A 26912-nucleotide genomic window follows, 5' to 3' on the forward strand; every position below is an offset into this window, starting at 1 on the left:
GTATATAAAAAATAAGAAAAAGAGATCCACGTCCTATTATCTACAATAGAAAAAATCTAGACTGATACTCGATAAATAACACGGTCTCAGCCGTTTCTTATCCGCTAGGCGAAGCAACAACGCTTCATGCAATACCCTATATAAAAGGAATACTGAAAAATGAGTAATAAGCTGACTGGCACAGTAAAATGGTTCAATGATGAGAAGGGTTTCGGCTTTATCTCAGGAGTAGATGGTAAAGACGTATTTGTACACTACAGTGCAATTCAAGCAGATGGACGCAAATCACTGCAAGAAGGGCAAAACGTACAGTTTATTATTACTGATGGCCAGAAAGGGCCTCAAGCCAGCGAAGTTGTTGCCGTTTAGCCGACACCGAAATAAAAAACGCCGCGATCACTGCGGCGTTTTTATTTCCCCTTTAAGCTTTAATGCGTTGCTCGAAACTAGGCACGCCACTGCTTAAAGGTGTTAATAAGACCGTTGGTAGAGCTATCATGACTATTTACATCACCATCGGCTTTTAGTTCAGGCAGAATTTGATTGGCCAGTTGCTTACCTAACTCCACCCCCCACTGATCAAAGCTAAAGATATTCCAAATCACGCCTTGCACAAAGATTTTGTGCTCATACATGGCAATCAAAGCACCTAACACGCTTGGGGTGACTTTCTTTACTAAGATAGAGTTAGTTGGTTTATTGCCTTCAAAGACTTTAAATGGCACTAAAGATGCCACCTCTTCTGCAGATTTACCTGCCGCGGCAAACTCAGCTTCTACTTGCGCTTGGGTTTTACCAAATGCCAATGCTTCCGTTTGTGCAAAAAAGTTAGCCATTAACTTTTGATGATGATCACCCGTTGGGTTGTGGCTGATCGCAGGTGCAATGAAGTCGCATGGGATCAATTTAGTCCCTTGGTGAATTAATTGGTAAAAAGCATGCTGCCCATTCGTGCCTGGCTCACCCCAGATGATTGGGCCTGTCTGATATTCCACATCATTACCACCACGGTCCACACACTTACCGTTAGACTCCATGTTGCCCTGTTGGAAGTATGCTGCAAAACGGTGCATGTATTGGTCATACGGTAGAATCGCTTCAGACTCAGCACCATGAAAGTTGTTATACCAAATACCTAACATAGCCAAAATAACCGGCAAGTTGTCTTGCCACTCTGCATTGGCAAAGTGCTTGTCCATCTCGTGTGCGCCGTCAAGCAGCTCGATATAACGCTCATACCCAACAGACAAACAAATAGACATCCCAATTGCAGACCATAGTGAGTAACGACCGCCCACCCAGTCCCAGAATTCGAACATATTGTCAGTATCAATGCCAAACTCAGCTACCGCTTTACCATTTGTCGACAATGCCGCGAAATGTTTTGCTACGTAGGCACTATTACGCGCTTCTTCAAGGAACCACTCACGCGCTGTTAGCGCATTCGTCATGGTTTCTTGCGTGGTGAAGGTCTTCGAAGCAATAAGGAATAGCGTTGTTTCAGGGTTAACTTTTTTTAGTGTCTCTGCGATGTGTGTCCCATCAACATTCGATACATAGTGCAGGTTTAGGTGATTTTTATACGCTGTTAACGCCTCGGTGACCATGTAAGGGCCAAGGTCAGAGCCGCCAATGCCGATATTAACCACGTCAGTGATCGCTTTGCCCGTATAACCTTTCCATTGGCCTTTGATAATACGATCTGAAAATGACTTTATTTTCTCTAGAACGCCGTTCACCGCTGGCATAACATCTTCACCATCAACCATGACAGGCGTGTTGCTGCGATTGCGTAGTGCCGTATGTAGCACTGATCGCCCTTCCGTTTGGTTGATTTTTGCACCACTAAACATGGCATCAATGGCACTTTTCAGCTCTGTCTCATCAGCCAACGCAAACAGCTTTTCCATGGTCTCATCATTGACCAAGTTCTTAGAGTAATCGAGTAGAACCTGATCACCAAACTGCACCGAATAACGATTAAAACGCTCTGCGTCTGCAGAGAATAACGCGTTAATGTCGAAATCTTGTGCTTGCTCAAAATGGGCAGTCAGTGCTTGCCAAGCTTGCGTTTGAGTTGGGTTGATGTTTTTCAACATAGTGTGTATTCCTGAGTAATGATATCTGCCTGGCGAGTGTGTATTCCTTCCCCTCGCTGGCTCCCTGATATTGAATGTTATGATTATCCCCTGACCAAATAAATGATCAAGCGTTATCACTTTAGCATAAGTAATGATTATCCCGGCTGCCAACCACTGGGTCTTTGTCTTAGGTCAGTTTGAGATTGTGAATCTCTCTTTAATACGCACTTTTTTATCGAACCGCTTTCTCTGTTCTGTTGTTCTCGCTACCATTAGCGCTTCTCGCGGCATAAGGAGCAGGAAATGTGGTATCAAAAAGTCATCACACTCACACCACGAAAACGCGGTTTCCACCTCATCACAAATGAGATTGAACAAGCCATTGAGCAAGAGTTACGCTCGTTGTCCGTCGGTATTGCCCATCTGTTTATCCAGCATACGTCCGCCAGCCTAACCATTAATGAAAACGCCGACCCCACAGTACGGGTCGATATGGAAGCCCATTTTAATGCTAACGTTAAAGAGCGAGCGCCATTTTATCTGCACACCGATGAAGGTGACGACGATATGCCCGCCCATATTAAAGCATCAATATTGGGCAGTAGTGTGACAGTGCCCATTCAACAAGGGCATTTTGCACTTGGAACATGGCAAGGGATATATCTCGGCGAGCATCGCAACCACGGCGGACAGCGTCGGGTGGTCATTACCGTTCAGGGGGAATAGTGGCCAAAGATGACGCCAGCCCAAAGTTAAAGCTGGCGATTAATACTAAAAAGGCTGATTAACCATAACGAGGAATGCGCCGTCTTCAGCACTGCGCGCCATTTCAGCTCGAACAACCAAGCCTTCAACTTGGAATCGCGCGCCAGCCCCAACGCTCCAGTGCATATCCTCATGCAAGGTGCTTAGTTGGTATTCATCAGCAACTCGACCGGCTTCAGCAAACGTCACCCATTGCCACCAAGATACATCATACCAACGAAGAATAGGCCAATCCTGTAACGGTTGCCATTGCGGCATCATGCGGTGCTCAAGGCTGTAATGGAGTGCGGCTTTATCGGCAAAGCGTCCTCCCCCATAACCTCGAAGGCGAAACAGGCCGCCTAAGCGGCTAGACGCCATGCTGGATGGACGACGGTACTTTATGTTATCTCCGACCACTTCTTGGCTATCCCAGCTGGGGATATTGGATGAGTAGAGGTTAAATGCCATCACTTGCGAAGAGAGCCAATCCGGTGCCATCGGCAAGGTGTAATACCAACTCTGTGAGAGCTCCCACTTCCACCAGCTCGCTCGTGTGTTTGAACCTGCATCATAGTGAAGATGGAAACGTGAGCGGCTACCTTGGGTTGGGTTGCGCACATCATCGCGATTATCCCAATCAACAATGCCTTCCAGCCCCCACAGCTCGGTTGGTTCATCAGGCTGCTGTTCACCCAGATCGCGACGAAGATAAAAAGGACGCAGCTCCAGCGATGAAATACCACTTTGCCCCGGCCAATAACCTTGCAATTCTCGCTGTGGAGTAAGCCCTGCCATGACACCACTGTCACCATGTCCAAACGGCAGAATATAGCGGACGGATAAACGGTATTCTGATTCTATGCCATCAGCAATGGTTCTAGCATTGGATGGGCTGTCGTGCTTACTGGCATTGTTAATGTAGTAAAATGCATCATTATATTGCGCCTCTATCGCTTCTAATCCCAATACCCAACGCTGCTGGGGTGAAACAAGGTAGTTGTTCACAGAGCCATAAAAGATATAACTGCCTTTGTCTGACATCATGCCAGCGCCAAGTAACCCCACTTGTGGCTGGCCAACCCCCTTGATGATCCCAGCAAAGCCCAGTGCATTACCAAAAGACTCACTAGAAAAAACAAACGGAACGGCGGCAGTCTCAGGTAGCCAGTTCGGCCACCCATCAGCCAAGATAGGCCAAGGCAAAGAAAGAGCCAGCAGCCCTTTTAACCAATTAGACATATTGCGTAATAACTCGTGCAGTAAGCTTGGTTACCAATTCATAAGCAATGGTGCCTATATGTGCTGCCACTTCTTCTGCGGGCAAACCGTCACCCCACAGCACTGCCGTATCACCCACGGCATCGGTGGCATCTGGGCCTAAGTCGACCGTGAGCATATCCATGGATACTCGCCCGACAATATTGACTCTGCGCCCATTAACCAGCACAGGCGTGCCATTCGGTGCCATACGGGGGTAGCCATCACCATAACCAATGGCGACAACACCAACTCGGGTATCACGCTCTGCACGCCACGCACCGCCATAGCCAACGGTTTCTCCCTGCTTAACATCATTAATCGCAATCAAACTGGCAGAAAGCGTCATGACGGGAGAGAGACCTAGTGAAGCGGCGGATTGCGTTTCAAGGGGAGAAACACCATACAACATGATGCCGGGACGAACCCACTGATAGTGACTGTCCGGCCAGCAGCAAATACCCGCCGATGCAGCCAGTGAGCGTTCACCATCAATATGCTGCGTTATCGCATTAAAACGCTGCATTTGCTTGACGCTAAACGGATTATCTAACTCATCAGCGCAACAAAAGTGGCTGATATAACGCAATGGCTTAACAACATTCGGGCATGCCTCGAGACGGCGAACAAACTCGTCGACTTGCTCTGGTCGAACACCTAATCGGTTCATGCCTGTATCTATTTTTAACCAAACCTGCGCGGCTTGATCCAGTGAAGCTTGCTCTAACGCTTGCAGCTGCTCGATAGTATGAACAACGGTATGAATGTTGTTTGTTACTGCGATTGACAAATCAGCCAGTGAGTAAAAACCCTCAAGCAGTAAGATTGGCCTTACCACACCACCAGCTCGCAACGTTAATGCCTCTTCTATGCGTGCCACACCAAAAGCATCAACCTCATCGAGATGCTGGGCAACCGGCAAGAGACCGTGACCATACGCATTCGCTTTTACCACTGCCAACACCTTACTGCGCGGGGCAAAACGTCTAACTTGCGCAAGGTTGTCACGCAGTGCGTGGGTGTTTATTGTCGCTGTTGCCGCCCTCAACTGCAATCCAGAATAAAATTTACTCATCGTCGTAAGCTGGACCTGCATAGTTATCAAAGCGTGAAAAGTGGCCTTGGAAGGTCAAACGCACACTACCAATTGGGCCATTACGCTGCTTACCGATAATAATTTCAGCGATCCCTTTTAATGCACTATCTTCGTGGTAAACCTCATCACGGTAAATAAACATAATAAGGTCAGCATCCTGCTCAATCGCGCCCGACTCACGCAGATCAGAGTTAATTGGCCGCTTATCTGCACGTTGCTCCAATGAACGGTTAAGCTGTGATAGTGCAACAACAGGGCATTGCAGCTCCTTCGCTAAGGCTTTTAACGAGCGAGAAATCTCAGCAATTTCGAGTGTTCGGTTATCTTGCATACCCGGCACACGCATTAACTGCAGGTAATCCACCATAATCATACTGATGCCGCCATGGTCACGCGCTACGCGACGAGCACGCGAGCGCAACTCGGTTGGGGTTAGACCAGAGCTGTCATCAATGAACATGTTTTTCTTCTGCATAAGCAGGCCCATGGTTGATGAAATACGCGCCCAATCCTCATCATCTAACTGACCGGTACGAATTTTAGTCTGATCAACCCGTGACAGTGAGGCGAGCATACGCATCATAATCTGCTCTGATGGCATCTCAAGGGAGAAGATCAGTACTGGCTTATCCTGATCCATGGCGGCATTCTCACACAAATTCATTGCAAAAGTGGTTTTACCCATGGATGGACGCGCAGCAACAATGATTAAATCGGAGGGTTGTAGACCAGCTGTTTTCTTATTCAAATCAGAAAAGCCCGTAGAAACGCCAGTGACACCATCTTGTGGTGTCTGATACAACAGCTCAATACGCTCTAAGGTCTTCTCTAAGATCGATTCAACATTTTGTGGGCCTTCATTGGCTGTGGTGCGCTGCTCTGCAATCGCAAAGACCTTACTTTCCGCCAAGTCCAACAGGTCTTCACTGGTACGCCCTTGAGGGTCGTAACCCGCATCTGCGATCTCATGCGCCACACTAATCATGCCACGAATCAACGATCGCTCTTGCACGATGCTTGCATACGCAGTGATATTAGCCGCACTTGGGGTGTTTTTCGCTAGCTCCGCCAGATAGGCAAAACCACCGACATCTTCCAACTTGTCTTGGCGCTCTAACTGCTCAGACAGGGTGATCAAATCTAGCGGCTGACCACCGTCAAGCAGCAGTTTTGCTCCCTCATAAATAATTCGATGAGGACGACTATAAAAATCACTTGGCAGCAATTTCTCAGCGACGCTATCCCATTTTTCGTTGTCCAACATCAAGCCGCCCAGCACCGACTGCTCCGCTTCGAGAGAATGCGGAGCCATCTTGATTGCATCAACTTGATTGTCTTTCGACGATTTTATGTGTCGTTGTTCAGCCATATTTTTTAGTGCAGTTAACAGGAACCCAGCATGTCAGTATACCCTAGTTTCCAGCGAGAAAGTGTATTGAGCTTTAAATAGATTATGCGGGATTCAGTGGCTTCCAAGCAATCGATGCTTATCTCTCTGACGAAAAACTGACACCAGGACAAACTATCCTTGATCTTCGGATGCAACAGGCAAAAAAAAACCAGCCCGAAGGCTGGTTTTTAACTATCAAAAAACGTTATTACTCTGCAGGAACAACGTTTAGGTTGATAGTAGCAAATACATCTGAGTGTAGTTGTAGGCTGATTTCGAACTCACCAGTAGTACGTAGTGCACCTTCTGGAAGACGAACTTCGCTCTTAGCAACTTCAACGCCAGCAGCAGTTACTGCGTCAGCGATGTCACGAGTACCGATAGAACCAAATAGTTTACCTTCGTCACCCGCTTTAGATGCGATAACAACCGCTTCTAGTGCGCTAACTTTCTCTGCACGTGCTTCAGCAGCAGTCAGTTGCTCAGCAACTTTAGCTTCTAGCTCAGCACGACGTGCTTCGAACATTTCAACGTTAGACTTAGTCGCCATAACAGCCTTACCTTGTGGGATAAGGAAGTTACGTGCGTAACCTGCTTTAACGTTAACTTGATCGCCTAGGCCACCTAGGTTACCGATTTTATCAAGTAGAATAACTTGCATTATCTTGTCCTCTTAAACTTAATTAGAGCCGCTACCAATTACTGATGCTTGTCAGTGTATGGTAGAAGAGCCAGGTAACGAGAACGCTTGATAGCGCGAGCTAGCTGACGCTGGTATTTTGCACGAGTACCGGTAATACGGCTTGGTACAATTTTGCCAGCTTCAGTGATGTAGTTTTTTAGAGTCGCTACGTCTTTGTAATCGATCTCTTGTACGTCTTCTGCAGTGAAACGGCAGAATTTACGACGACGGAAGAAACGTGCCATGGGCTTATCTCCTGATCTAAATATTTTCAATATGCTCGGCATGTAACACTATTTTTGCCAGACCATTTCGACCTGTTTGGTAAGAGACAAAGCCGCTTACCTTAATGTGACTGCCTTGAGCTAAATCTTGCGTAAGTGTTTGTAAACCTTCCCCACTGACGACCACGTTAATGCAACAATACACTTGACGCGGAAAACCAGCTTCTTGCTGAGTGGAACGGTGCTCTAACACAAAGTGACAGTGCGGTATTCCAGCCGGCGATTGGGTTCGTCTTAACGCTTTGACGATAACGCCAGTAAGCTCAAGACGATTGGTCACACAAATTACTCAGCTGCTGCTTCGTCTTCAGATTGTGCAGGTGCTGCACGCTCTTCGCGACGTGGTGCACGCTCTTCCTTCGCCTTCATCATAGGAGATGGCTCAGTGATAGCACCTTTAGTACGCATGATCATGTTACGGATCACAGCATCGTTGAAACGGAAAGTAGATTCCAACTCATCAACAACAGATTGCTCAGCTTCAACGTTCATTAGAACGTAGTGTGCTTTGTGCAGTTTGTTGATTGGGTAAGCCATTTGACGACGGCCCCAATCTTCTAGACGATGAATCTGGCCACCAGAATCTTTGATAGCAGCAGTGTAACGCTCGACCATGCCAGCAACCTGTTCGCTTTGATCAGGGTGCACCATGAATACGATTTCGTAATGACGCATTGGTTGCTCCTTACGGATTATTCAGCTTCCACGTTAGGCTCGGTTATCCTGAGGAAGCAAGGAACTAAAATAAAGAACCGAGAATTTGGACGCTGAATATTACAGAATTGACCTAGTAATAGCAAACAGTAATTGCGCTAATTTCACACAATACGTTGTTCAGCACCTAGGAACAAAAAAGCCTTCCAACATGGAAGGCTATCTTTCGATGAGCTTATATTAGCGACGCTGGCGTACCGCTTCAAACAAGCAAATGCCGGTTGCCACCGAAACATTCAAACTTGATACGCTGCCCGCCATCGGAATTTTAATCAACTCATCACATGTTTCACGCGTAAGGCGACGCATACCATCGCCTTCAGCTCCCATGACTAAGGCGATAGGGCCTGTCAGCTTGCTTTGGTAAACATCATGCGTGGCTTCACCAGCCGTACCCACAACCCAAACGCCTTTCTCTTGCAGTGCGCGCAAGGTACGGGCCAAGTTGGTCACACGAACCAATGGCACCACCTCAGCAGCACCACAAGCCACTTTACTGGCGGTGGCATTAAGCTGCGCTGATTTATCTTTTGGCACAATGACAGCAGCGACACCCGCCGCGTCTGCATTACGCAAGCAAGCACCGAGGTTATGCGGATCAGTGACACCATCTAATACCAGCAGCATCGGTTGCTCATGCTCGTCAACAATACGCTCTAAGTCATGCTCATTTAGAGGCTTCGTCGGCTTAACGCGGGCAATAATGCCTTGATGTGATGCACCTTTAGAGCGGTCATCTAGGGCTTTGCGCCCCGCTTCTTGTACGGTAATACCTAAAGACTGTATCTCGTTTAATACAGGTAATAGACGATCATCCTGACGCCCTTTAAGCACTAGCACTTCAATGAAGCGAGCCGGATCTGTTGCCAACACCGCTTTGACGGCATGAATGCCGTAAATCATTTCATTACTCATAATTCAGTTCGTTTGCCTGTTAATCGTCTATCTATTATTGCTTTGGTTTAGTGCGCGTCTTTTTCTTTTTACGCGCCTTATCCGCTTTTCCTTTAGAAGGTGCTGCGCTTGCCTTTCCAGCTTTAGGCTTTCTCTTTCCACCTTTCGATGACTTGCCCTTCGCTGGCGGTTTGCCGCCAAGTGACGGCGGTAAATCGCCACCGTCAGCCATCTCTTTCGCTGCCTTTGGCATCTCACCCTGCTTCAAAGATTGGCGCACAGAGCGACGTTCACGCTTTTTCTTCGCGCTCTCTTCTTGAGCTTTACCATCGGTAGCTTTAAAGCTTTTCGTATTCGCTGATGCAAGATTATTTCGAATGCCTTCGGCTTTACGCATACGCTGTTTCTGCGTTTTCCCTGCACCGCGTGGTTTGCGGTTACTGCCGACTAAATCAAAATCGATCATACGATCGTCAAGATTAACAGCAAGCACTTTGATCTGAACCGTATCACCTAGGCGATACACTTGCCCTGAACTATCACCAACCAAGCGCTGACCAATCGGATCATATTGGTAATAATCATTTGCAAGGTTAGAGATATGCACAAGGCCGTCGATGTTCAGTTCGTTCAAGCGAACGAAGAACCCAAAGCCGGTCACATTGGCTATGACTCCTTCAAACTCATCACCGACATGGTCTTGCATGTACTCACATTTCAACCAGTCAGCCACATCACGCGTTGCATCATCTGCACGACGCTCTGTCATCGAGCACTGCTCACCAAACTTATCCATATCATCGAATGAATAATGGTACCCACCCGTCGGTGTCCAGCGATCTTTATTCGTGCCCGCCTCTTTGGCAATAAGATACTTAATCGCACGGTGCAACAATAGATCAGGATAACGGCGAATGGGTGACGTAAAGTGCGCGTATTGTTTCAGTGCTAAGCCGAAGTGCCCCAAGTTGTCCGCTTGATAAATCGCTTGCTTCATTGAGCGCAAAAGCATGGTCTGAATCAGTTCTTTATCGGCTCGATTTTGAATGGCGTGAGCAACTTCCGCATAATCGCTTGGTGATGGATCAAGCCCACCGCCAAGATACAAACCAAGCTCGCCCAAGAAATCTCTAAAGCCAACTAAACGCTCTTCTCCTGGGGTTTCATGTACACGATAAAGCGCAGGCTCTTTGAGTTTTTCAACAAAACGCGCCGAGGCAATATTGGCTAAAATCATGCACTCTTCAATAATTTTATGCGCGTCGTTACGAATAACCGGTTCAACGCGATCAATCTTACGTTCACTATTGAAAATAAACTTCGTTTCAACCGTTTCAAACTCAATCGCACCACGCTTTTCACGCGTCGTTTTTAAGACTTTATACATAGCATGAAGCTCTTCTAGGTGCGGCACTAGAGGCGCATAGCGCTCTCGTAATACTTCATCACCTTCAAGCATGCTGTGTACTTTGTTGTACGTCAAACGTGCATGAGAATTCATTACGGCTTCGTAATGCTTAAAGCCAGACAAGTTACCGGTGGCCGAAATCGTCATTTCACACACCATACACAGGCGATCAACCTGAGGGTTCAATGAACAGAGACCGTTTGAAAGTACTTCTGGCAACATAGGAACGACTTGAGATGGGAAGTAAACTGAGTTACCTCGCTTAATCGCTTCATTATCCAACGCAGATTGAGGGCGCACATAGTAACTAACATCGGCAATCGCGACCCACAGGCGCCATCCGCCTGATTTTTTCTTTTCACAATAGACGGCATCATCGAAGTCTCGAGCATCTTCACCATCGATGGTCACCAGAGGTAGCTCACGTAAATCAACGCGACCTTTTTTTGCCTCTTCTGGTACCTCTTCAGTGAGATCTTTGGTTTGCTTTTCGACGTCTTGCGGCCACACATGTGGAATATCGTGGGTGCGCAGTGCGATTTCGATTTCCATCCCCGGCGCCATATTCTCACCGAGCACTTCGAGCACCTTACCCACGGCATTATATTGGCGTGTCGCTCGTTGGGTTATCTCAACCACGACAACATTGCCCATGCGCGCACCTAACTTTTGATCTTGTGGGATCACAATATCTTGCGCGATACGCGAGTCATCAGGAACAACATACCCCATGCCATTCTCGATAAAGAAGCGACCAACTATCTGTGATTTCTTCTCTTCAAGAATACGGACAACACGCGCTTCTTTACGGCCACGTTTATCTACGCCAACTTGCTGAGCAAGAATGTAATCACCATGGATCACACCGCGCATTTGATGAAATGGCAGCACTAAATCATCTTTAGATCCTACGCCCTCTGGACGTAAAAAGCCGAAGCCTTCGCGGTGACCAATAACATGGCCTTTGATCAGATCAATGCGCTCAGGCAGTGCATAGCACTTTCGACGCGTAAAGATTAACTGACCATCACGCTCCATCGCACGAAGGCGGCGACGTAACCCTTCGTATTGGTCATCACCAGACAACGCCAGTACTTCAAATAATTGATCACGGTTTACTGGAGTTTCAAAGCTTTCGATCACCGTTAAAATGTGTTCACGGCTAGGAATAGGGTTTTCATATTTTGACGCTTCTCGCGCAGCGAAAAGGTCTTGAGAAATATCACTGTCTTTTGACATGTAAAGATCCGTAAATGGCGGATTAATAGGATAAGTATATCCAAGGGGCGTCATAACAGATAGCACGACACCAGAATATTAGTATGGAACGGGAAAAATAGCGGTTTCTCGCGAGAATATCACCAAAAAGTATCGCGACGCTTAGCGCGATAAACAATGTTCTCCGGCATGCGCTGCTCTAGCCCATTACGCAATTGCGCAATGCGCTGATGTGCTACTTGGTTTGCAACCACAGAGTGATATAGCCAACGATAAGCATCCTCATAGTCAAGCGGACTACCATGATCATCGAGCAACAGTTCAGCTAGATGGATTCGAGCACCAATGTTACCTAAGGCCGCTGCTTCACGCAGGTATGGTATGGCTCTTTCTTTATCTTGTTGCACTAAAGTACCATTAGCGTAATAACGCCCTAACTGCTCGAGTGCCACAGGTAACCCTTGTCGCGCGGCTTGATTAATATAGAAGATGCCAAGTTCAACGTCACGTTCAACACAGATCCCCCACGCGAGCATATCACCATATAAAAACTGAAAAGCTGGGTACTCTACAACACGAGCTCGAGCCTCGATGTCTTCAACAAGCTGACACTCATCCTGTATGACTTGATCTAAATGACGGTTATCTGCAAACCAGCGGATTAACTGGGTTTCCGAGTATACTTCAACCGCACTCAGCGGTGCCGAAGCTGCCAGCGAAAGCGGACTGATAGTCAGTAGTAGGAGCAGAGTTAATAATCGCGTCATAATACATCTCAAGAAAAACTATTATGATTATCGGCTGGCTAAGGTACAACTTTAGAGGATATTCTTGTTGCGAATGCGAAGTTTGGCATCAGGTTCAAATAACAAGCTAAAAAAAGCCAGCTTAGCGCTGGCTTTTTTACGATTCAATTCGCTTACTTACCGTAAGGGTGAACCTTGATGATGGTTTCATTACGATCTGGGCCAGTTGATACAATATCAATTGGCACACCAGTCAGCTCTTCAATACGAGCAATGTAGTCAAGTGCTGCCTGAGGTAACTCTTCCAGTGTCTTCGCACCGAAGGTGTTCTCAGTCCAACCTGGCATTGTTTCGTAGATAAGCTCTAGACCTTCATAAGCATCAGCAGCCATTGGCGATACGTTAAGAACCGTGCCATCTGCAAGTTTATAACCAACACAGATCTTAATCTCTTTCAGGCCATCTAATACATCTAGCTTGGTTAGGCAGAAACCTGAGATTGAGTTGATCTGGATAGCACGACGCATAGCAACCGCATCAAACCAACCAGTACGACGTAGACGACCTGTCGTCGCGCCAAACTCGTTACCAACATCACCTAAGTGCTTACCAACTGGGTCTTGTTTTTCTAGACCGTCGTAAAGTTCTGTCGGGAACGGACCTGCACCAACACGGGTACAGTATGCTTTCGCGATACCTAAGATATAACCAATATGGCGTGGACCAAAACCAGACCCTGCCGCAACACCACCAGCTGTTGTGTTCGACGAAGTCACATACGGGTATGTACCGTGGTCAATATCCAACAATGTACCTTGTGCACCTTCAAACATGATCTTGTCACCACGTTGACGGGCATCGTCTAGCTCTTGGGTTACGTCCATAACCATCGCAGTTAGGATGTCAGCCTGAGACATGATGGTTTCAAGCACGCTTTCGTAACTAACTGGCTCTGCGTTATAGTAATGCTCCAGCTGGAAGTTATGGAATTCCATGACTTCCTTAAGCTTCTCAGCAAAGGCTTCTTTATCAAATAGGTCGCCAACACGTAGGCCACGACGCGCAACTTTGTCTTCGTACGCAGGACCGATACCACGACCTGTTGTACCAATCGCTTTTTTACCGCGCGCAACTTCGCGAGCTTGATCTAAAGCAACGTGATAAGGAAGAATTAGCGGACAAGCTTCTGATAGGAACAGACGCTCACGCACAGGAATGCCACGCTCTTCCAATGGCTTCATCTCTTTCAGTAAAGCATCTGGAGAAAGCACAACGCCGTTACCAATAATGCATTTTACATTATCGCGCAGGATGCCTGATGGAATGAGGTGTAGAACGGTTTTTTCACCGTCAATGACAAGGGTGTGACCAGCGTTATGACCGCCCTGGTAGCGCACTACATATTTAGCATCTTCGGTTAGAAGGTCAACGATTTTACCTTTACCTTCGTCACCCCATTGGGTGCCGAGAACGACTACGTTATTTGCCATCTTTCTTCGTCTGTTAGTAGTTAAAAATGGATTCTAGCAGTTTCGTAAGCGTGTTGCAGTCACTTTTTAACCAAACAATCATTTTTTTGTCAGGCTCATATCATGAAAGCAAGATACGGCATTTTACTTTCTCTACATAATGGTATAGAGAATCACCACTCCGATGACAACCAGACAGCCACCATAACGACGTAACTGGTTGTTATTTAATTGACTTAGCTGAGATACCATCTCTCGCCAGCCTTTTGGCGCCAGCATCGGCCCCAACCCTTCTAACACTAGCACTAATCCCAGTGCTAGCCAGATTGATTCGCTCATTAACACGTCCTATACACTCAATTACAGGGCATAAAGCGAGTAACCCGCACATAAAAAAAAGCAAGGCTGGTGCCTTGCTTTTCTATCTAAACCAGCTGGTTACTTACCGCCGAAAGGGTCCTTCATAAAGCGGAAGAACTCACTATTCGGGTCAACCACCATCACATCGTCTTTCGAGCTAAAGCTTGTCTCGTACGCAGACAGTGAACGCAAGAAGCTGTAGAATTCAGCATCCTTGTTGAACGCGTTTGCATAAACATTAGCAACTTCAGCATCAGCTTCACCCCGACGCACTCGAGCTTCACGATCCGCTTCAGCCAGCAATGTTGCCGTCTCTAGCTCAGCTTGAGCTCGAAGAACTTCTGCTTTTTCTCGACCTTGAGAACGGTGACGACGCGCAACGGCTTCACGCTCAGCACGCATACGTAAGTAGATCGACTCTGAAATCTCATCAGGTAGGTTGATCTTCTTAATTCGAACATCAACTACGCTAATACCGAGGTCAAGTGAACTACGCTGTGCCAATGCCAATACCGTATCCATTACTTGGTCTCGTTTTTCAGACACCAATTCTTGAATGGTTTTACCACCAATTTGGTTACGCAGGCCATCCGATACACGGCGTTGTAGCAAGGCTTCTGCAGTAAGAATATTACCGCCACCAGTCGCGAGGTAAAACTTACCAAAGTCCTCGATACGCCATTTAACAAACGAATCGATAATTACGTCTTTTTTCTCCGACGTAACAAAACGGTCCGCAGAACCGTCCATCGTTTGTAGACGTGCATCTAACTTTTGCACGGTATCAAACAGTGGCATCTTGAGGTGAATACCAGGTTGATAGATCTTGGCAACACCATTGCCATCATCCAAAATTCGGCCAAAGCGCACGACAATGCCGCGCTCGGCTTCTTGGACAACAAACAACGACATCAGCAATACGGCAATAGTCACCACTATCACAGGTAACGCGAGTTTACGCATAATTATAATCTCCCCTGACGTGTGGATGAACGGCTAGGGGCTGGCGTTGTCGGTGTTTCAACCTTCTTCTCCAACTCAATGCCGCTGAAATTGCTATTCGCATCCTGTGAGCCTGATACCGAACCTGGCGCCGCTGAATTACCAATTAAGCGATCTAATGGCAAATACATAATATTCCCACTCGACTCAGCGTCGATCAGCACCTTGCTCGTATTACCAAATACGCGCTCCATTGTTTCTAAATAGAGACGATTTCGCGTCACTTCAGGCGCTGATTTAAATTCAGGTAATAGCTGCTCGAAGCGTGCTACTTCACCCAATGCTTTATTGGTTAGCGTTTGATAGTAACCGTCGGCTTCTTTACGAACACGTTCCGCACGACCCTGCGCTTTTGGAATAATATCATTACGATATGCTTCTGCTTCACGCACATAACGCTCTTCATCTTCTCGCGCTTTAATCGCGTCATCGAAGGCGTCATTAACTTGTTGCGGTGGACGTGCTGATTGGAAGTTAACGTCTACAACCAACAATCCCATATCGTAACGTTCGATAATACGGTTAATCATATCTTGAGTACGATCCCGCACTAACTGACGCCCAGTCGTCAAAATGTCATCCATTCGACCGTCACCAATGACAGCACGCAGTGCTGCATCCGTTGCTTGGCGTAAGCTATCGTCCGCGTTCGTCACGTTATATAGGTACTTCTGAGGCTCAACGATGCGGTACTGTACGTTCATTTCAACGTTAACCACATTCTCATCACGCGTCAGCATCAAGCCTGAGGCGCGTAATGAACGGATTGCCTGAATGTTGATCGCTTCAACTTCATCAACAAACGTTGGCTTCCAGTTCAAACCTGCACTAACGATACGATCAAACTTACCAAAGCGTGTCACCACCCCTTGCTCTGCTTCACCAATCGTATAGAAACCCGAGGCACCCCATACCACAGCAGCAACCACCGCTATAGCACCTAAACCGAGCGCACCGGATCCACCACCCATTGAAGGGCCTTTTTTATTGCCCAAAATTCCACCCAGTTTACGACTCAGCTTACTGAAAACCTCATCGAGATCAGGGGGTCCTTGTTCGCGGCCGCCACGATTATTATTCCCCCAAGGGTCTTTATCGTTTCCACCGTTGTTGCCAGGCTCATTCCACGCCATTAGATAACTCCATGAATATGATATGACGACAGTTTTTTTTATACTTTAGCAGTCCATTAGGAGACGATAAAGCCTTCTAGTAAACTACTTTCCCTTTTTTTCAACCGCTGCCAATCGGTTTGTTGCATACGAACATCAATGACAAGGGTGCCATCGGGCTCATAAGACTCTTGTTCAATACAGTCATACTGGCAGAATAGACTGCGTAAACGACCTGCATGTTGTGGCGGAACATGTAGACAGTGCCGCACCATCGTTCCCGCGAGTCGTTCTTGTAGAGCTGTAAAGAGTAAATCGATACCGACACCGTCTCGTGCCGACACCCACACTCGGGTTGGTACGCCTTCATCATTACGTTCGATGCTAGGTTCGCGATCATCCATATTGTCGATTTTGTTCATCACCAGTAAAGATGGAATGTCGTTCGCTTCAATCTCTTCCAGTACAATATCAACCGATTCAATGTTTTCACGAAAGCGATCATCGCTCGCATCAACCACGTGTAGCTGTAACGTCGCTTCTTGCGTCTCTTGTAAGGTGGCTTTAAACGCAGCAACCAAATCGTGCGGTAAGTGGCGAATAAAACCAACAGTATCAGCCAATATCGCCGCACCAACATCCGCAATTTCAATTCGACGTAACGTTGGGTCTAGCGTCGCAAATAGCTGATCAGCGGCATAAACCCCTGATTCAGTGATGCGATTAAACAATGTTGATTTACCCGCATTGGTATAACCAACAAGAGACAGCGTTGGGATTTCAGCCCGCTGTCGTGCTCTTCGCCCTTGTTCGCGTTGTTTACTGACCTTCTCTAAACGCTTCAAAATCGTTTTAATTCGGTCGCGAAGCAAACGGCGATCAGTTTCTAGTTGTGTTTCACCGGGGCCACGTAAACCTATTCCGCCTTTTTGGCGTTCTAGGTGCGTCCAACCACGGATCAATCGGGTGGATAGGTGTCGTAACTGCGCTAACTCTACTTGTAATTTACCTTCATGCGTGCGGGCACGCTGGGCAAAAATATCTAATATTAGGCCAGTACGGTCTATAACTCGACATTTACACAAGTGTTCAAGGTTACGCTCCTGCGCTGGAGAGAGGGCGTGATTAAAGATGATGACATCGGCACCATCGGCCATCACGGCTTGGGCTATTTCCTGTGCTTTTCCTTCACCCACGAAGTATTTCGGATGGGGAGAGTTTCGGCTACCAGTGATCACTCGTAACGTATTAACTCCCGCCGAAGATACCAGCATTTCACATTCGCTGAGATCTTCGCGTTCATCTTCTTGATTGAAGTTTATGTGGACAAGAACAGCCTGCTCACCGGCTTCATAACGGTCAAACAAGCATTAACTCCTTCGAATAAATGTCATTACTCTTCAGTTTTCTCTTGACCACGTTCAGCGTTCGCTGGTGAACGCTGCTCACTGCCCGAACTGTGATGACTCACCGCTCGCGCAGGTACAACAGTAGAAATAGCATGCTTGTAAACCATTTGATTAACAGTGTTTTTCAACAAAATCACGAATTGATCAAAGGACTCGATTTGACCTTGTAATTTGATGCCGTTTACCAGATAAATTGACACTGGAATACGTTCACGACGTAGCGCATTCAAAAATGGGTCTTGTAAAGATTGCCCCTTAGCCATTATTTTTTTTCCTTATCTATTTGTAGTTATAAGCACTTAATAAAAATTAAAATACGCAAACAATTGATAGTATACACCTTTACTCGCCATCACAACTCAAAGAATTAATAATAGTCTGCAAAGCCAAATCAGGGCTATTACTGTCCAACCACGTCAACGCGTTCCAACTTCGCAACCACGTTATTTGTCGCTTAGCTAATTGACGGGTGGCACAGATCCCTTTAAAAATCGCTTCATCAAGCGAAATATCATGCTCCAGATAATCCCACATCTGGCGATAGCCGACACAACGTATTGACGGCATATCTGCATGCAAATCAGTGCGTTCGTGCAACCGTCTTACTTCGTCTTCAAAGCCTGCTTCCATCATTTTTTGAAAACGCAGTTCGATTCTTTGGTGCAGAACACTTCTATCTTGTGGTGCAATTGCAAACTGATGCACATTATAAGGTAGTGCATCACCTTTGCATTGTGTTAGTTCTGTTAAAGTTTTACCTGAAATTCGGAAAACTTCCAATGCTCTTGATAATCGCTGCGGATCATTGGGATGAATACGCGCGGCCGAAACTGGGTCAATGTCTGCCAACTCATCATGCAGACACTGCCAGCCCTTCTCTTTGGCCTCTTGCTCTATTTGTGAGCGAATAACAGCATCGGCAGCAGGAAGCGGTGACAACCCTTCCAACAATGCTTTGTAGTAGAGCATTGTACCGCCAACCAACAGCGGAATTTTTCCTTGCTCGGTAATCGCTTGCATTTCACGCAATGCATCACGACGAAAATCTGCTGCAGAATAGCTCTGTGCTGGGTCGAGAATATCAATCAGTTTATGCGGAGCTTGTGCCAACTCATTAGCATCAGGCTTCGCGGTACCAATATCCATCCCCTTATAAATCAAGGCAGAATCCACACTGATGATCTCAACAGGAAGCTGCTGACGTAGTCGAATGGCCAAGTCGGTTTTGCCTGACGCTGTCGGCCCCATTAAAAAGATGGCGGTTGGTAAATTATTACTCATGTTCAAATGCTTGTTTTGCTGCAGCCAAATCAATTGGCTGCAAGATAAACGGAAAATATTGCGATAATTGATGTTCCCATAGTTGCTCGACATCAGCCACCAGAGCTATCGCTTGCGACAAAGTATAGGGCTCAACCGTTACCAGCAGTGTTTTGGCGACCAACTCTAATAGAGCAGGTGCTAACGATGAATCTGTTAATGTGCTTAGCTGTTCCAATAACGCAGGAATTAGCTGTTGCAAATTGTGCTGTCGCATTGGTTGCGGTACACCCATAACCATAATCTGAGCACTGCCTTTCGGCTGTAACACTATACCTAACTCCAGCAGTGTATCACGATATTTTTGCACCACTGAAAGTAACTCTGTTCCCTGCGCATTTAGTACCAACGGAATTAATAATGGCTGCGGCTTTAAACCGCTCTTTAAGGCAGGCCATAACTGACCAAGTAATTGCAGGTAACGTAAACGATCTAATGACCCCAAATAGATCCCTGAGGCTTGTTCCACAACAATATAGCGCCCTTCGCTTAAGGCAAGCACCTTACCGACACCATGCTCAATACTGGAAGGTGGTACAGTGGCAGCGGGATGTTGACGAGTGTCACTTTTCTCCTCAATCATTGCTACATCCGAAGGGGTTTGCATGAGCGCTTGATAGGCTTGTGCTTTGGCTGGTGTTATCGAGGGAGCTTGATTTGGCATTGGCCTCGCGGTTCGGCTCTCGCCACCACGATAAGCTTCGCGGCTCCCTTGCGGGCTTGAACGAACGGAAGATTCACGCACCTGTCCTTGTAACTGAGTGCGCCAGCTTTGTTCATCGGCTTGATGTGGATACGCCGGAGCGGCTGAAATTGCTGACGCATAAGCTTGCCCTGCATCAACGGAAACGTGGGGCTCTTCTGCTAACAAGGCATCACCTTGTTGCAGCACATCAAAAATGGTTTGGAAAATAAAGTCGTGCACTAACCGCGCCTGATGAAAACGCACTTCATGCTTCGCAGGATGAACATTCACATCCACCTGATGGGGATCAATGTCGATATACAGCACATATGCCGCATACTGATCTGGCGCTAAACGAGATTCATAACCCTGCCGAATGGCATGATTAATGAGCTTATCCTTCATCATTCTGCCATTCACATAGCAATACTGAATATCGTTTTGTGACCGAGCCCCTGCCGGTGAACACACCCAGCCACGTAATTTTAGTGTATCGTGAGTCAACGCCACCTCTAACGCATGCTGTAAAAATGCGCTACCGCACACCGCCGCAAGACGCCTCTCGGTCTGGGCAGAGGTGTTGGCTGGGCGATACTGACGAACGACTTTACCGTTATGGCGTAAAATGAGTGTCGTATCTAATCGGCTCAAGGCGATACGCTTTAATAGCTCATCAATATGGCTAAACTCCGTTTTATCGGTACGTAAAAACTTGCGCCGGGCAGGAGTATTAAAGAACAGGTCATGAACTTCGACAGTTGTGCCCACGGGGTGAGCAGCAGGCTTAAGCTGTACCGCCATATCACGCCCTTCCGCATAAGCAGTCCACGCCTCTTGCTGATCTGCGGTTCGAGACGTCAGCGTCAAACGCGATACCGAACTGATACTGGCGAGCGCTTCGCCACGAAAACCAAGGCTATCAATGGCTTCCAAATCATCTAAGGTGCTGATCTTTGATGTCGCATGGCGACTTAATGCTAAACCCAATTCATCTTTACGAATCCCTGACCCATTGTCGCGAATGCGGATTAAGCGGCTGCCGCCTTTTTCAATGTCAACTTCCACGCGGTTTGCACCCGCATCTAAACTATTTTCAACTAGCTCTTTCACCACGGAGGCGGGCCGCTCAACCACCTCGCCTGCAGCTATCTGATTAGCAAGTCGAGCGGGCAATATTTGAATGGGCATGATTAACTACTCGGTATTGTCAAAACTTGGCCGATGGCCAGTTCATCGGAGCGTAAGCGATTAGCACGGCGAAGACTGTCTATCGTTACACCATACTGGCTCGCTATTTTACCGAGAAACTCCCCCCGTTGCACCGTGTGAGAAATCGGCGGCAATACTGTCGTCGCGATCTTCAGTTTTTGCCCAACAAGAAGCTTGTCATTTTTCAGGTTATTCTGCACGCGGATACTCTCGGCACTCACGTTGTGCGCCTGAGCAACTCGACCTAAAAAGTCCCCTCGCTTAACCGTGTAAGTGATCAATGCGCTCGACGACGAACTCGCGGCCTGAGAGGAGCGAATTGTCAGCTTCTGCCCAACGCGTAATTGATCGCTGCGTAATTTATTGGTTTGACGGATATCCGTCACACTCACACCATATTGCTCTGCGATTTTACCAAGATAATCACCACCGACTACCGTATGTACCAAGGTTTCTGATATCGGCAATGAAGCCACAACCGCTGTCACTCCTTGGGTTGCACCCTCGATTGTGAGCTTTTGTCCTACTGCCAACCCATCACTGCGTAAACGGTTAGCATCACGAATGCTCTGCACGCTGACGGCATAGCGTTCTGCTATCTTGCCTAGAAATTCGCCACGCTGAACCACATGCACCACGGTCTGCCCTTTCTCTGCGACCGTGGTTGTCGGAATATGGCGCGTCGGTATCGATAATGTCTGACCCACCTTTAACGTGGTAGTGGACAAGTTATTTTGCCGCTGCAATTCACTCGCTGTCGTACCGTAACGTTGAGCTATTTTACTGAGTGACTCACCTGATGTTACCGTATGTCGAATGCCTCGGCGGCGAGATGCCCATAACGTGCCATCGGGTGGGCTTACATCGAAGTAAGCTTCCACGCCATTTAAAATAGCCACCGCCAATTTATCCTGATGCGTGCGATTAAATAGCAACTGCTCTTCAGTTGGGTTGGTGATAAATCCGGTTTCTACTAGCAATGAGGGAATGTCTGGTGATTTCAATACCGCTAAACTGGCATGCTCCGGTTTAGACTTATGCAGCGTAGTGATTTTACGCATTTCACTTAACACCCGCGTGGCTACATCATAGCCCTCGCGCTGCGAGTGACTAAATTGCAAGTCCAATACGGCCATGCTCAAATATTGATCATCACTGCCACCGGAAAGAACATCTCCGCCTCCCAAGAGCTCTGACTGCTTCTCATGCTGCTCAATCCAACGACCAATCTCTGAGTTAGCACGGCGAGTACTGAGTACCCACACTGATGCACCACGCGGCTGCGGCTGGTGAAAGCCATCGGCATGGACAGAAATTAGCAAATGCGCTCGCTCTTTGCGGGCTATTTCTGTGCGTTGATTCAAGTTGACATAATAGTCACCATCTCGCGTCAATACCGCACGCATTCCCTCAATCGCGTTGATCTTATTCGCCAATTTACGCGATACATTCAACGTCACATCTTTCTCATATCGTCCACTCGGACCTATTGAGCCAGGATCTTCCCCGCCATGTCCTGGGTCTATTGCGATGACAATATCATCAACACCTAGAGGTGCAGACGCTGACGATGACGCGGCAGGCTTACTTTTCTCACGCTCTGCTGCCGGCTTCGTCTTATGCGGTAGATCTATCACCAAACGGTGGCCATACGTACCATCCGGGGTTGGCTTTAATGCAAAAAGCGTCGGTGTGGTGATATGGTTCAACTCAAAAACCAATCGATAGGTGCCACTCTCGGGAGGAGAGCTGTGTCGAATTAACGTTAATACTTCGCTCTTCTCGACCGCTACAGGTAACCCTGTCGACAAATCCGTCTGCTTTAAATCCACCACCAACCGGTTGGGCTCGGTCAGAGTGAAATAGCTGTAAACAGGCGTGGTCGCCATATCGACAACCACTCGGGTTTTATCCGGAGCTGGCCAAATACGAATACCGTTTAACTGATTACCCCAAACCGGTGTACATAGCACACTCACAAAACCGATGAACAACCACCATCGGCAAAAAGACACAATCCGTTTCAACACAACTCCACATTATGAATCAACTGCTTACCATAATCTGTATTAGCTCGAATCGAGACTCGACGCTGCTCATTCTGGTAACGAATATCAATATCCAAATCAGGCTCAGGCAATAACCCTTGTCCTTTCTCTGGCCACTCAACTAAACAAATCGCATCGTTGCTAAAGTAATCACGAATCCCCATAAATTCCAACTCCTCTGGATCCGCTAAGCGATACAGATCAAAGTGATATACTTGCCACAATGACAATTCGTAAGGTTCAACTAGCGTATACGTGGGGCTTTTCACGTTGCCGAGATGCCCCAATGCGCGAATAAATCCACGGCTAAACGTTGTTTTTCCAGCCCCTAAATCACCATGCAAATAAATCGTCGTTTGCTGTGAGCAAGCTTGCGCTAACTGACGACCCAACTCAATGGTGGCTGCTTCATTCTCTAATAGTATATCAATTACTGTCTGCGTCATGTTTATCCGGGTTTACTAACTGTCTGATATAAGGGAAAAGATCACTGGCTAACATACCTCGTTCTCCAGCTTGACTACACAAATCTGCCGCGCAACTGTGCAACCAAGTTCCTGTTACCGCGGCTTGCGATAACGTCAACCCCTGCGCGACCAACGCCGCCAGTATACCAGAGAGGACATCCCCCATCCCACCCGTTGCCATACCTGGGTTGCCCGCTGAAATGACCCAACACTTAGTGCCATCATAAACCAAGCTGCCCGCCCCTTTTAGAATGACGACCCCACCATACGTGTTTTGTAAATTCACGACGGCCTGAAAGCGGTCACTTTCTATTGTTTGAACACTACAATTCAATAGTCTAGCGGCCTCACCAGGGTGCGGCGTCAATATCCGGTTAGGATTATAGTCTGGTGAATGCGATAATAAGTTCAATCCATCCGCATCTAATATAATGTTTTTATTTGCCTTTTGGGCATTAGATAACAAACTTACGCCCCATCGTGCTTGCCCCATGCCAGGACCGGCTAATACCACATCAGCCCACTGCAAGCGTTCATTAAGCGCTAATTCATCACCATCCCAGCCCGACGCCATCAGCTCAGGACGTGCGGATAATAAGGCATTTAAATGCTCGCTCCGGGTTAAGACAGCGACTAAACCCGCACCAGTACGCAACGCAGCCTCACTGGCCAGACGAATAGCGCCACCCATACCGAAATCACCACCTAGACAGAGTAAACGACCATGCTGACCTTTATGAGCAGTACGCTTACGTGGTAATAGATAAGGCTCTACATCCATCGGCATCACACGCAAGCAGTCTGGTACGATGCCTGTAGCAAACTCGGCTTCAATTCCCAAGCCTGCAAAATGCATCTCACCGGTATAATCTGCCGCTTGGCCAGTCATCAGGCCGCGTTTAACAGCAACAAACGTTAAGGTTAAATCAGCACGAACGGCACAACCCAATACCTTGCCACTATCGGCGCATAGGCCCGAAGGAAGATCGACACTAAGCACCTGTGCTGCACTGTGATTGATCGCATTAATAATGCACTGCGCTGGTGTGCGAACTTCGCCTTGCATACCGGTTCCTAGCAACGCATCAACGATACAGTCAACATTTTCTGGAATCTCCGCTAGGGGGTCGCGCACCTCGCCACCGTCCTCCCGCCAATAATGACACGCCCTTTTTGCATCGCCTTGCAACTGTTCAAGCCCACCGAGTTGCCAAACCACCACATTCAGACCAGCCTGCTTTGCAAGGCGAGCAAAAATATAGCCATCACCACCATTATTACCACTGCCACAACAAACCAACACGCATGATGCGTCAGGAAAGCGCAGACGGAATAGAGCAAACAGAGCCTGCCCAGCTCGCTCCATTAAGGTATATAGATCGATATCTAACTGTTTTGCTACCCGACGCTCGCCCTGACGCACTTGCTCAGCGCGATAGAGAGAGTGTGGTAAACTTAACGACACCATAGTCATTCCATTACTTCCTTATCATGTCGAACTACTCTATTGATTACACTGCATTAGCCAAAAATATCAAGCAATGGGGCAAAGAACTGGGCTTTCAACACATTGGCATCTGCGACATTGACCTGTCCCAGCATGAGCATGCGCTCCAACACTGGCTTAGCAATCACTACCATGGCAACATGGATTGGATGGCTCGCCATGGCATGATGCGCGCTCACCCCGAAGAGCTGCACCCTGGAACAATTCGGGTTATCAGTGCAAGAATGGACTACTTACCACCCGATGCGGGCTTCGCCACTACACTAAAAGACCCTAACAAAGCTTATATTAGTCGATATGCACTGGGACGTGACTATCACAAGCTGATGCGTCAGCGATTAAAGCAGCTCTCCATCCGCATAGAGAAAGAAGTTGCAGCGCTGGGAGCACGCCCATTTGTTGACTCTGCGCCAATATTAGAACGCCCATTAGCAGAAAAAGCAGGGTTAGGCTGGGTAGGTAAACACTCTTTATTACTTGATGAATCAGCAGGGTCTTGGTTCTTTTTAGGCGAGTTACTTGTCGATATTCCATTGCCAGTCGATGACAGGGTTAATAATCAGTGTGGCAAGTGCGTAGCGTGTAAAACAAGTTGCCCAACAGGGGCGATTATTGACGATATGGTCGTGGATGCGCGGCGCTGTATCTCTTACCTGACGATTGAACACGACGGAATAATTGACGAAGCACTACGACCACTTATCGGTAATCGTATTTATGGTTGTGATGACTGCCAACTCGTTTGTCCGTTTAATCGCTACAGCAACCTCACTCAAGAAGCAGATTTTCATTGCCGTCCATCATTGTATCAACAAGATTTGCTCACTCTATTTAGCTGGACTGAGGCGATGTTTTTAAAGATTACCGAAGGGTCTGCCATTCGACGGATAGGACATCAACAATGGTTGCGTAACATTGCAATAGCCATGGGTAATGCCCCTTACGACAGCCGCTATATCGAAGCTCTGACACAACGCCTTGGTCTTTCCGAAGTACTAGATACACATATACACTGGGCTATCGAGCGACAACACCATCATCATTATACAACAGCGACGAAAACGAGCCGCCTTATACGTATTGTAGAAAAAGGGCTTCCTCGCGACGCAAAATAAGAGCGAGTTCAAACTTTCTTGCCGGATGTGGAAAACAGTTTCACACCGCCCCAAATTGGCGCGATTTTTGATTTTTAAACACAAGCAGAGATTTGCGCCAAGTTTTACCACCCACAGATTGAATAACAGTTGCAAAAGTTGTTGAAAACTTTGCTATCAAAGTTGCAACCAATTGATATGAAAGGAATTTGCAGCACTAAAACTGAAGAGGATAAAAAGTTTATATTTGTAATTTTCAACCCTAAACCAATGAAATAATGCATGGATAACACGGACTATCACCAGACTTATCCACAAAATAAATCCTGTGGACAACTCTGTGCAAGAACTGAAGAAAAGCATAGATAAACGGAGTGAAATGCGCATGATAACTGCGTTTCAAATCCATTAAAGCTGCGCTTTATTGTGTGTATAGATATTTTGAAGGGGGTTGATATGACTTCATATCAGAGTCGAAAACGACATGGGATAATGCTTCACAGCATTAAGTGCCTTTGGGCAATGATATTCAAATTATGCAGGTAAAGCGATATCCTAAGTGGTATTCACTCAGGCAATGAGACAAATCATTGCGATAAAAATGAAAAAACGCACAAAGCTCTCAACATCAAAGTATCAACTGATACCTCTGTAAGAGCTTTGACTGCGTGTTCAACGATTATATCGTTGATTCAAAATTTGGAGCGACACAC

At 47.1% G+C, this 26912-nt stretch carries 24 protein-coding genes and 1 pseudogene; 3 read left to right on the forward strand and 22 right to left on the reverse strand.

What is annotated here, in order from left to right; all coding sequences use genetic code 11:
- The first annotated feature begins 159 nt into the window (after nt 1-159).
- Nucleotides 160-369 carry a cold-shock protein gene (locus tag ACKLNH_RS19140; RefSeq protein ID WP_413113869.1) on the forward strand — a complete coding sequence of 70 codons (210 nt, stop codon included), beginning with the start codon at nt 160-162 and terminating at the stop codon, nt 367-369.
- A 77-nt stretch (nt 370-446) separates the two neighbouring features.
- On the opposite strand, the gene pgi is transcribed toward ACKLNH_RS19140, so the two are convergent.
- On the reverse strand, nt 447-2099 hold the full coding sequence (pgi, locus tag ACKLNH_RS19145) for a glucose-6-phosphate isomerase (protein WP_413113870.1): 1653 nt from the start codon (nt 2097-2099) through the stop codon (nt 447-449).
- 285 nt (nt 2100-2384) lie between these two features.
- Here pgi and ACKLNH_RS19150 point away from each other — a divergent pair, with 285 nt between their 5' ends.
- Nucleotides 2385-2807: a secondary thiamine-phosphate synthase enzyme YjbQ gene (locus ACKLNH_RS19150; protein ID WP_413113871.1), complete on the forward strand. Its 423-nt coding sequence runs from the start codon at nt 2385-2387 to the stop codon at nt 2805-2807.
- A 45-nt stretch (nt 2808-2852) separates the two neighbouring features.
- On the opposite strand, the gene ACKLNH_RS19155 is transcribed toward ACKLNH_RS19150, so the two are convergent.
- The 21 genes and pseudogenes from ACKLNH_RS19155 to ACKLNH_RS19255 form a co-directional block, all read right to left on the reverse strand.
- Entirely contained in the window at nt 2853-4067 is a 1215-nt protein-coding gene (locus tag ACKLNH_RS19155) for a BamA/TamA family outer membrane protein (protein WP_413113872.1), read from the reverse strand.
- Nucleotides 4060-5160, reverse strand: coding sequence for an alanine racemase (gene alr / locus ACKLNH_RS19160; protein WP_413113873.1), 1101 nt, complete (start codon nt 5158-5160; stop codon nt 4060-4062). The genes ACKLNH_RS19155 and alr overlap by 8 nt, the downstream gene beginning before the upstream one ends.
- Entirely contained in the window at nt 5153-6550 is a 1398-nt protein-coding gene (locus ACKLNH_RS19165) for a replicative DNA helicase (RefSeq protein WP_413113874.1), read from the reverse strand. The genes alr and ACKLNH_RS19165 overlap by 8 nt, the downstream gene beginning before the upstream one ends.
- A gap of 229 nt (nt 6551-6779) precedes the next feature.
- Nucleotides 6780-7232 carry a 50S ribosomal protein L9 gene (rplI, locus tag ACKLNH_RS19170; protein WP_413113875.1) on the reverse strand — a complete coding sequence of 151 codons (453 nt, stop codon included), beginning with the start codon at nt 7230-7232 and terminating at the stop codon, nt 6780-6782.
- 38 nt (nt 7233-7270) lie between these two features.
- Nucleotides 7271-7498 carry a 30S ribosomal protein S18 gene (rpsR, locus tag ACKLNH_RS19175; RefSeq protein WP_087024481.1) on the reverse strand — a complete coding sequence of 76 codons (228 nt, stop codon included), beginning with the start codon at nt 7496-7498 and terminating at the stop codon, nt 7271-7273.
- A 16-nt stretch (nt 7499-7514) separates the two neighbouring features.
- Nucleotides 7515-7817 (reverse strand): primosomal replication protein N, encoded by a 303-nt coding sequence (gene priB / locus ACKLNH_RS19180; RefSeq protein ID WP_413113876.1) that lies wholly within the window; start codon nt 7815-7817, stop codon nt 7515-7517.
- Nucleotides 7818-7822: 5 nt separating this feature from the next.
- The gene (rpsF, locus tag ACKLNH_RS19185) at nt 7823-8212 is read right to left on the reverse strand and encodes a 30S ribosomal protein S6 (RefSeq protein ID WP_413113877.1); all 390 of its coding nucleotides are present in this window, start codon (nt 8210-8212) and stop codon (nt 7823-7825) included.
- Nucleotides 8213-8431: 219 nt separating this feature from the next.
- Nucleotides 8432-9166, reverse strand: coding sequence for a 23S rRNA (guanosine(2251)-2'-O)-methyltransferase RlmB (gene rlmB / locus ACKLNH_RS19190; protein ID WP_413113878.1), 735 nt, complete (start codon nt 9164-9166; stop codon nt 8432-8434).
- 34 nt (nt 9167-9200) lie between these two features.
- Nucleotides 9201-11792 carry a ribonuclease R gene (rnr, locus tag ACKLNH_RS19195; protein WP_413113879.1) on the reverse strand — a complete coding sequence of 864 codons (2592 nt, stop codon included), beginning with the start codon at nt 11790-11792 and terminating at the stop codon, nt 9201-9203.
- Between the two features lie 119 nt (nt 11793-11911).
- On the reverse strand, nt 11912-12541 hold the full coding sequence (gene motX, locus ACKLNH_RS19200; protein WP_413113891.1) for a flagellar protein MotX: 630 nt from the start codon (nt 12539-12541) through the stop codon (nt 11912-11914).
- A gap of 149 nt (nt 12542-12690) precedes the next feature.
- Nucleotides 12691-14007: an adenylosuccinate synthase gene (locus ACKLNH_RS19205; RefSeq protein ID WP_413113880.1), complete on the reverse strand. Its 1317-nt coding sequence runs from the start codon at nt 14005-14007 to the stop codon at nt 12691-12693.
- 132 nt (nt 14008-14139) lie between these two features.
- Nucleotides 14140-14325, reverse strand: a complete 186-nt coding sequence (locus ACKLNH_RS19210; protein WP_413113881.1) for a DUF2065 domain-containing protein — start codon at nt 14323-14325, stop codon at nt 14140-14142.
- Between the two features lie 99 nt (nt 14326-14424).
- Nucleotides 14425-15309 (reverse strand): protease modulator HflC, encoded by an 885-nt coding sequence (gene hflC, locus ACKLNH_RS19215; protein WP_413113882.1) that lies wholly within the window; start codon nt 15307-15309, stop codon nt 14425-14427.
- Between the two features lie 2 nt (nt 15310-15311).
- Nucleotides 15312-16481 (reverse strand): FtsH protease activity modulator HflK, encoded by a 1170-nt coding sequence (gene hflK, locus ACKLNH_RS19220; protein ID WP_413113883.1) that lies wholly within the window; start codon nt 16479-16481, stop codon nt 15312-15314.
- Nucleotides 16482-16537: 56 nt separating this feature from the next.
- A complete protein-coding gene (gene hflX, locus ACKLNH_RS19225) occupies nt 16538-17827 on the reverse strand; it encodes a ribosome rescue GTPase HflX (RefSeq protein ID WP_413113884.1) in 1290 nt (429 codons plus the stop codon).
- Between the two features lie 26 nt (nt 17828-17853).
- A complete protein-coding gene (hfq, locus tag ACKLNH_RS19230) occupies nt 17854-18132 on the reverse strand; it encodes an RNA chaperone Hfq (RefSeq protein ID WP_413113885.1) in 279 nt (92 codons plus the stop codon).
- 79 nt (nt 18133-18211) lie between these two features.
- On the reverse strand, nt 18212-19150 hold the full coding sequence (gene miaA / locus ACKLNH_RS19235) for a tRNA (adenosine(37)-N6)-dimethylallyltransferase MiaA (RefSeq protein ID WP_413113886.1): 939 nt from the start codon (nt 19148-19150) through the stop codon (nt 18212-18214).
- Entirely contained in the window at nt 19143-21062 is a 1920-nt protein-coding gene (gene mutL, locus ACKLNH_RS19240) for a DNA mismatch repair endonuclease MutL (RefSeq protein ID WP_413113887.1), read from the reverse strand. Before mutL ends, miaA begins: the two co-directional genes overlap by 8 nt.
- Before the next feature lie 329 nt (nt 21063-21391).
- Nucleotides 21392-23098: pseudogene (locus ACKLNH_RS19245) on the reverse strand (N-acetylmuramoyl-L-alanine amidase); the annotation flags it as partial.
- An 8-nt stretch (nt 23099-23106) separates the two neighbouring features.
- On the reverse strand, nt 23107-23577 hold the full coding sequence (tsaE, locus tag ACKLNH_RS19250) for a tRNA (adenosine(37)-N6)-threonylcarbamoyltransferase complex ATPase subunit type 1 TsaE (protein ID WP_413113888.1): 471 nt from the start codon (nt 23575-23577) through the stop codon (nt 23107-23109).
- On the reverse strand, nt 23558-25066 hold the full coding sequence (locus tag ACKLNH_RS19255; RefSeq protein ID WP_413113889.1) for an NAD(P)H-hydrate dehydratase: 1509 nt from the start codon (nt 25064-25066) through the stop codon (nt 23558-23560). Before ACKLNH_RS19255 ends, tsaE begins: the two co-directional genes overlap by 20 nt.
- A gap of 23 nt (nt 25067-25089) precedes the next feature.
- Between ACKLNH_RS19255 and queG the strand changes: the two genes are divergently transcribed.
- Nucleotides 25090-26220 (forward strand): tRNA epoxyqueuosine(34) reductase QueG, encoded by a 1131-nt coding sequence (gene queG, locus ACKLNH_RS19260; RefSeq protein ID WP_413113890.1) that lies wholly within the window; start codon nt 25090-25092, stop codon nt 26218-26220.
- The last annotated feature ends 692 nt before the right edge of the window (nt 26221-26912 follow it).

It is taken from the genome of Thaumasiovibrio clandestinus (assembly GCF_047250365.1).
Lineage (GTDB): Bacteria > Pseudomonadota > Gammaproteobacteria > Enterobacterales > Vibrionaceae > Thaumasiovibrio.

Coding starts and splice junctions, on each gene's coding strand:
- hflK (WP_413113883.1), bottom strand. CDS start 16,481: ATGGCGTGGAATGAGCCTGGCAACAACGGTGGAAACGATAAAGACCCT.
- ACKLNH_RS19150 (WP_413113871.1), top strand. CDS start 2,385: ATGTGGTATCAAAAAGTCATCACACTCACACCACGAAAACGCGGTTTC.
- rnr (WP_413113879.1), bottom strand. CDS start 11,792: ATGTCAAAAGACAGTGATATTTCTCAAGACCTTTTCGCTGCGCGAGAA.
- rlmB (WP_413113878.1), bottom strand. CDS start 9,166: ATGAGTAATGAAATGATTTACGGCATTCATGCCGTCAAAGCGGTGTTG.
- ACKLNH_RS19140 (WP_413113869.1), top strand. CDS start 160: ATGAGTAATAAGCTGACTGGCACAGTAAAATGGTTCAATGATGAGAAG.
- ACKLNH_RS19205 (WP_413113880.1), bottom strand. CDS start 14,007: ATGGCAAATAACGTAGTCGTTCTCGGCACCCAATGGGGTGACGAAGGT.
- hfq (WP_413113885.1), bottom strand. CDS start 18,132: ATGGCTAAGGGGCAATCTTTACAAGACCCATTTTTGAATGCGCTACGT.
- rpsR (WP_087024481.1), bottom strand. CDS start 7,498: ATGGCACGTTTCTTCCGTCGTCGTAAATTCTGCCGTTTCACTGCAGAA.
- miaA (WP_413113886.1), bottom strand. CDS start 19,150: ATGAGTAATAATTTACCAACCGCCATCTTTTTAATGGGGCCGACAGCG.
- queG (WP_413113890.1), top strand. CDS start 25,090: ATGTCGAACTACTCTATTGATTACACTGCATTAGCCAAAAATATCAAG.
- hflC (WP_413113882.1), bottom strand. CDS start 15,309: ATGCGTAAACTCGCGTTACCTGTGATAGTGGTGACTATTGCCGTATTG.
- pgi (WP_413113870.1), bottom strand. CDS start 2,099: ATGTTGAAAAACATCAACCCAACTCAAACGCAAGCTTGGCAAGCACTG.
- ACKLNH_RS19165 (WP_413113874.1), bottom strand. CDS start 6,550: ATGGCTGAACAACGACACATAAAATCGTCGAAAGACAATCAAGTTGAT.
- alr (WP_413113873.1), bottom strand. CDS start 5,160: ATGAGTAAATTTTATTCTGGATTGCAGTTGAGGGCGGCAACAGCGACA.
- mutL (WP_413113887.1), bottom strand. CDS start 21,062: ATGCCCATTCAAATATTGCCCGCTCGACTTGCTAATCAGATAGCTGCA.
- tsaE (WP_413113888.1), bottom strand. CDS start 23,577: ATGACGCAGACAGTAATTGATATACTATTAGAGAATGAAGCAGCCACC.
- ACKLNH_RS19255 (WP_413113889.1), bottom strand. CDS start 25,066: ATGGTGTCGTTAAGTTTACCACACTCTCTCTATCGCGCTGAGCAAGTG.
- rpsF (WP_413113877.1), bottom strand. CDS start 8,212: ATGCGTCATTACGAAATCGTATTCATGGTGCACCCTGATCAAAGCGAA.
- ACKLNH_RS19210 (WP_413113881.1), bottom strand. CDS start 14,325: ATGAGCGAATCAATCTGGCTAGCACTGGGATTAGTGCTAGTGTTAGAA.
- rplI (WP_413113875.1), bottom strand. CDS start 7,232: ATGCAAGTTATTCTACTTGATAAAATCGGTAACCTAGGTGGCCTAGGC.
- ACKLNH_RS19155 (WP_413113872.1), bottom strand. CDS start 4,067: ATGTCTAATTGGTTAAAAGGGCTGCTGGCTCTTTCTTTGCCTTGGCCT.